Source organism: Paracoccus sp. FO-3 (assembly GCF_006386455.1).
Classification (GTDB): Bacteria; Pseudomonadota; Alphaproteobacteria; order Rhodobacterales; family Rhodobacteraceae; genus Paracoccus; species Paracoccus versutus.
This window is the reverse complement of sequence record NZ_VCBQ01000179.1, coordinates 1-5223: the sequence shown is the minus strand read 5'-3', so window position 1 is coordinate 5223 and position 5223 is coordinate 1. Positions and strand designations below refer to the sequence as shown.

Annotated in this window: 7 protein-coding genes; 5 read left to right on the top strand and 2 right to left on the bottom strand. The window is 66.8% G+C overall.

What is annotated here, in order from left to right; all coding sequences use genetic code 11:
* A partial coding sequence (locus tag FE811_RS25605) for a GcrA family cell cycle regulator (RefSeq protein WP_305034202.1) occupies window positions 1-242 on the bottom strand: 242 nt, incomplete at its 3' end.
* 131 nt (window positions 243-373) lie between these two features.
* Between FE811_RS25605 and FE811_RS25600 the strand changes: the two genes are divergently transcribed.
* The 4 genes from FE811_RS25600 to argF all read left to right on the top strand — a co-directional run bounded on the left by FE811_RS25600 (window position 374) and on the right by argF (window position 4026).
* Window positions 374-1195, top strand: a complete 822-nt coding sequence (locus FE811_RS25600; protein WP_072463669.1) for an ABC transporter permease — start codon at window positions 374-376, stop codon at window positions 1193-1195.
* Window positions 1196-1360: 165 nt separating this feature from the next.
* Window positions 1361-2533 carry an aspartate aminotransferase family protein gene (locus tag FE811_RS25595; RefSeq protein WP_116222195.1) on the top strand — a complete coding sequence of 391 codons (1173 nt, stop codon included), beginning with the start codon at window positions 1361-1363 and terminating at the stop codon, window positions 2531-2533.
* Window positions 2526-3002, top strand: coding sequence for a GNAT family N-acetyltransferase (locus FE811_RS25590; protein ID WP_166435541.1), 477 nt, complete (start codon window positions 2526-2528; stop codon window positions 3000-3002). The genes FE811_RS25595 and FE811_RS25590 overlap by 8 nt, the downstream gene beginning before the upstream one ends.
* A 97-nt stretch (window positions 3003-3099) precedes the next feature.
* Complete coding sequence (argF, locus tag FE811_RS25585) at window positions 3100-4026, top strand: ornithine carbamoyltransferase (RefSeq protein ID WP_036760744.1); 927 nt, start codon at window positions 3100-3102, stop codon at window positions 4024-4026.
* A 93-nt stretch (window positions 4027-4119) separates the two neighbouring features.
* Here argF and FE811_RS25580 read toward each other — a convergent pair whose 3' ends face one another.
* On the bottom strand, window positions 4120-4401 hold the full coding sequence (locus FE811_RS25580) for a hypothetical protein (RefSeq protein ID WP_116222197.1): 282 nt from the start codon (window positions 4399-4401) through the stop codon (window positions 4120-4122).
* Window positions 4402-4976: 575 nt separating this feature from the next.
* On the opposite strand from FE811_RS25580, the gene FE811_RS25575 reads away from it, so the two are divergent.
* On the top strand, window positions 4977-5223 hold a 247-nt coding region (locus tag FE811_RS25575; protein ID WP_140849318.1), incomplete at its 3' end, for a type VI secretion system contractile sheath small subunit.

The window sequence follows — 5223 nt, the reverse complement described above, 5'->3', positions numbered from 1 at the left end:
GGCTCGGGCGCGGCGGGCCTGGGTTCAGGCGCGGGGGCGGCCGCGACGGCGGGCTTGGCGGCAACGGGTTCGGGCGCCGGGTCCGCGCCCTCTTCGGCGCGATTCGACAGGCCCAGGCGGTGGACCTTGCCGATCACCGCGTTGCGGGTCACGCCGCCCAGCTCCTTGGCGATCTGGCTGGCCGACTGGCCTTCGGCCCACATGCGTTTCAACGTCTCGACGCGCTCGTCGGTCCAGGACATGGCTTGCCTTTCCTGCACCGGGATGCGTCCCGGCGCTCTTCGTGCTAGTGGCTTCAATTCCGCAAGACCCGGCCTTAAATCCGGGGATAGCCAGATTTACCCATCCGAGCCCGCAAATTCAAGGAGCCCCGATGCAGCCGATCCAGTCCCGCCCCGGATTTCGCCAGATGGGCGTGCGCCGCTTTGGCCGGGTGAACTGGCTGGGCCTATACACGCTCAGCCGGCGCGAGATCATGCGCTTCCTCAGCGTCTGGCAGCAGACCATCTTCGCGCCGCTGATGACCTCGGCGCTGTTCGTGATCGTCTTTGCGCTGGCGCTGGGGCAAAACCGGGGCGAGGTGATGGGCCTGCCCTACCTGGCCTTCCTGGGGCCCGGCATCCTGATGATGACGGTGATCCAGAACGCCTTCGCCAATACCTCCTCCAGCATCATCTCGGCCAAGATGCAGGGCAATATCGTCGATACGCTGATGCCGCCCCTGTCGGCGGGCGAGATCCTGGCAGGCTACCTGACCGGGGCGGTGACGCGGGCGCTGATCGTCGCCGCCGCCATCGCCACCGGCATGGCGCTGGTCTTGGGGCAGGGGGTGGCGCATCCCTTCTGGGCGCTGGCCTTCGTGGTGCTGGGCGCGCTGCTGATGGGCGGGCTGGGGCTGCTGGCCGCGATCGTGGCGCAGAAATTCGACCAGATGGCGGTCATCACCAATTTCATCGTCACGCCGCTGTCGTTCCTGTCGGGCACCTTCTATTCGGTCGAGGCGCTGCCCCAGCCGTTCCGGGCGCTGGCGCATTGGAACCCGATCTTCTACCTGATCGACGGCGCGCGCTACGGCATCGCCGGGGTTTCCGACGCGCCGGTGCTGCGCGGGCTGGCGGTCTGCGGGCTGGCCGTGGCGCTGGTGCTGTTCACCGCCTGGCGCTGGCTGGCCTCGGGCTATCGCATGAAGCCCTGAAATCCCCGTTGCACGGGGGCCGCTTCCGCGCTATGCGAACGGGCATGATCGCTCGGACCGCCCATATCGCCCGTCCCCGACGTTGACGCTTTCGACGTCCGATCCCGCCTGCCTTTCCGTCAGCCATGGTGCCGCCGCGCGGCCGTTCCCAGAGAGGGTAACTCCATGATTTCGCATGTCCTGCCGACCTATAACCGTGCCCCCATCGCCTTCGAGCGGGGCGAGGGCTCCTGGGCCATCGCGACGGACGGGACGCGATACCTGGACCTGGGCGCGGGCATCGCGGTGAATGCGCTGGGCCATGCCAATCCCGACCTGGTCGCCGCGCTGACCGAACAGGCGGGCCGGATCTGGCATGTCTCGAACCTCTACCAGATCCCCGAGCAGGAAAGGCTCGCCGACCTGCTGGTCGGGCATACCTTTGCCGACACCGCCTTCATCACCAACTCCGGCACCGAGGCCGCGGAACTGGCGATCAAGATGGTGCGCAAGTATTGGAGCGAGCAGGGCGATCCCGACCGCTACGAGATCCTGACCTTCGAGGGCGCTTTCCACGGCCGCTCCACCGGCGCCATCGCGGCGGCGGGGTCGGAAAAGATGGTCAAGGGCTTCGGCCCGCTGATGCCCGGTTTCCGGCAATTGCCCTGGGGCGACATGGAGGCGCTGAAGGCCGCCATCTCGGACCGCACCGCCGCCGTCATGCTGGAGCCGGTGCAGGGCGAGGGCGGCATCCGCCCGCTGCCCGACGCCGACCTGGCAGCGATCCGCGCGCTTTGCGACCAGACCGGCGCGCTGCTGGTGCTGGACGAGGTGCAATCGGGCATGGGCCGCACCGGCAAGCTGTTCGCGCATGAATATGCCGGCATCACCCCCGACATCATGATGATCGCCAAGGGCATCGGCGGCGGCTTCCCGCTGGGTGCGGTGGTCGCGACCGAAAAGGCGGCTGCCGGCATGGTGGCGGGCACGCATGGCTCGACCTATGGCGGCAACCCCCTGGCCTGCGCGGTGGGCGCCAAGGTGATGGAGATCATCGCCCAGCCCGAATTCCTGGCCGAGGTGAACCGCAAGGCCGCGCTTTTCCGGCAGAAGCTGGAGGGGCTGGTGGCGGCGCATCCCGAGGTCTTCGAAACGGTGCGCGGCCAGGGGCTGATGCTGGGCCTGAAATGCAAGGTCGCGCCGGGCGATCTGGTCAATGCCGGCTATGCCGAGCGCATCCTGACCGTGGCCGCGGCCGACAACACCCTGCGCCTGCTGCCGCCGCTGACCATCAGCGATGCGGAGATCGCCGAGGCGGTCGCCCGGCTGGACCGGGCCGCCGGCAGGCTGGATGGATAGGTTCGGCTTCCGGCCGGTCACGCGCGCCGACCTGCCCATGCTGGCGGATTGGCTGCGCCAGCCCGAGGTCGCGCGCTGGTGGCGCGGGGCCGAGGCGGAGCTGGCCGGGATCGCTGAGGATCTGGACGAGCCGGCGATGCGGCAGGTCATCGCGCTTTGCGACGGCGCGCCCATCGCCTATGCCCAGTATTACCCGGCGCATCACTGGGGCGCGCCGCATTTCGCCGGCCTGCCCGGCGATGCGCTGGCGATCGACTGCTTTTCCGGCCCCCAGGGGTTCGGCCACGGCGGGCTTTGGCTGCGCGCCCTGTCCGATGCATTGCTGGCCGAGGCGCCGGTCCTGGTCATCGACCCCGAGCCCGACAACCTGCGCGCGATCCGCGCCTATGAAAAGGCCGGCTTCCGCGGCGAGGAACTGCGCCCTTCGGAAGACGGAACCCTGGCGCGCATCATGACGCGGCACCGATGAGGAGAGGTCGATTTCCGCCACGACGCGGGGCCTTTGGCCTTGACCTCCCCTAGGCAAAGCGGCTTGCTTGCCAGATCAATCCGAAAGACAGTCACAAATGAACAGTTTCCTCGACATCCATACCACCGACAAGGCAGACCTGCGCGGCATGATCGACGCTGCGCGCCGGATGAAGGATGCGCGCAACGGCCAGCCCAAGGGTGCGCCCGACGCCGATTTGCCGCTCAGGAACCGCATGGTGGCGCTGATCTTCGAAAAGCCCTCGACCCGGACCCGCGTCAGCTTCGACCTGGGCGTGCGGCAGATGGGCGGGCAGACCATGGTCCTCTCCGGCAGCGAGATGCAGCTGGGCCACGGCGAGACCATCGCCGACACCGCGCGGGTGCTGTCGCGCTATGTGGACCTGATCATGATCCGCACCTTCGAAGAGGCGACGCTGCTGGAGATGGCGGAATATGCCAGCGTCCCGGTGATCAACGGGCTGACGAACCGCACCCATCCCTGCCAGATCATGGCCGACGTGATGACCTTCGAGGAACATCGCGGCCCCATCGCCGGCAGGAAAGTGGTCTGGTCGGGCGACGGCAACAATGTCTGCTGCTCGCTGATCCATGCCGCCGGCCAGTTCGGCTATGACTTCACCTTTACCGGCCCGCCGACGCTGGACCCCGAGCGCGAGGCGCTGGACTTCGCCCGCGCCCAGGGCGTGCAGGCGGTGATCGAGCGCGACCCGGCCAAGGCGGTCGAGGGCGCCGACCTGGTGGTGACGGATACCTGGGTGTCGATGCACGACCCGCAATCGGCGCGCGAGCGGCGGCACAACCAGTTGCGTCCCTACCAGGTGAACGAGGCGCTGATGGCGTGCGCCAAGCCCGATGCGCTGTTCATGCATTGCCTGCCCGCGCATCGCGACGACGAGGCGACGAGCGCGGTGATGGACGGCCCGAACTCGGTCATCTTCGACGAGGCCGAGAACCGGCTGCATGCGCAAAAGGCCGTCATGCGCTGGTGCCTGGGGCTTTGATCCGTCCGCCCGAACGTCCGCGCCCTTCGCAGCATGGACCCTTTGCAGCGGGGGGCCTGGGGCGCGGGATGGCGGGCGTGCTTCTCGGATGCATCAGCATTTTATGCGGGTGGGCGACTTTCCCAAACAGGTGCTGGGGAGTTTCGCGTTGACCGTGCATATTCGTCCGCGCCCGCCGGATGCGCTGAAACGCTGGTTCGAGCACTCCCGAGCGATGTCCGAAATCACGGCCATCTCCTGCTGGAGCAGCGCTGCGACCGCGACGACGCGCTGATAGCTGATCTCGTTGGCTATCTCGAATCCGCCCCTGCCGATGCGCGCCTTCTTCCATGAGCAGATGGGGATCGACCCCATCCCGACGCCGACGAGGCTCACGCGACCTATCCCTCCTGACTGCCCTCGATCATGCGGGGCGGACTGTTCGGCGAGGTCATGGCCGGCACGCTGACCGGGCATTACGACCATATCGGCGGCCACGACCGGAAGATTCGAGCCTTCCTGTTCCGATAGCATGAGGATGCCGAGGCTTGTCTCTTCGCGCTGGTGCGTGCCGAGGAGCGCAAGCGCGAGGGCTACGGCTGCCGCGGGTCGGACTTCCTGCGCCTGACGAAGCAGGCGAGGTGATCCGGTTCATCGCTATCGAAGCTGAGTCGGCGACATGATCGCCGGCAGCGTCGGAAGGCGTCCTGCCCATGGGAAGATGCGGTGCAAGCGCGCAGGGGCGGGCAACTGGCTGCATGCCATCGTATGCCATATGTGTGGTATATTCATGCAGTTATCTTCAGTATGACGACAATATGTAGCGTTTCCTTCGATCTGCCCATGCGAGCGGATGGGTGCGGATCAACAGGAAAGTCGGGCTTCGTGCAACTCAAGGCCGACTTGCTGGCGCGTTAACTATCGTTATGCGCATGCATGGGTTCCGAGGAGATGTGTAATGGTTAAAGGGCGTGTCGGTCGCTCCCAAGGAGCGAATCAACGCCAAGTTCGTCCCCGGAGCCGGCGATCGGCAAGCAGAGGCTGAACTGCCTCTGAAGATGGTGGTTCTCGGCGACTTCACAGCGCGGCCCGACGAAACCGGGCTTGAAGAGCGCAAGGCGGTTTCGATCGACAAGAATTCCTCCTGCAGCGTGATGGCCCAAATGAACCTCCCAGATCGTGCGATCGCGAAGCTCCGGGTGCGGATGCGACCTGGCC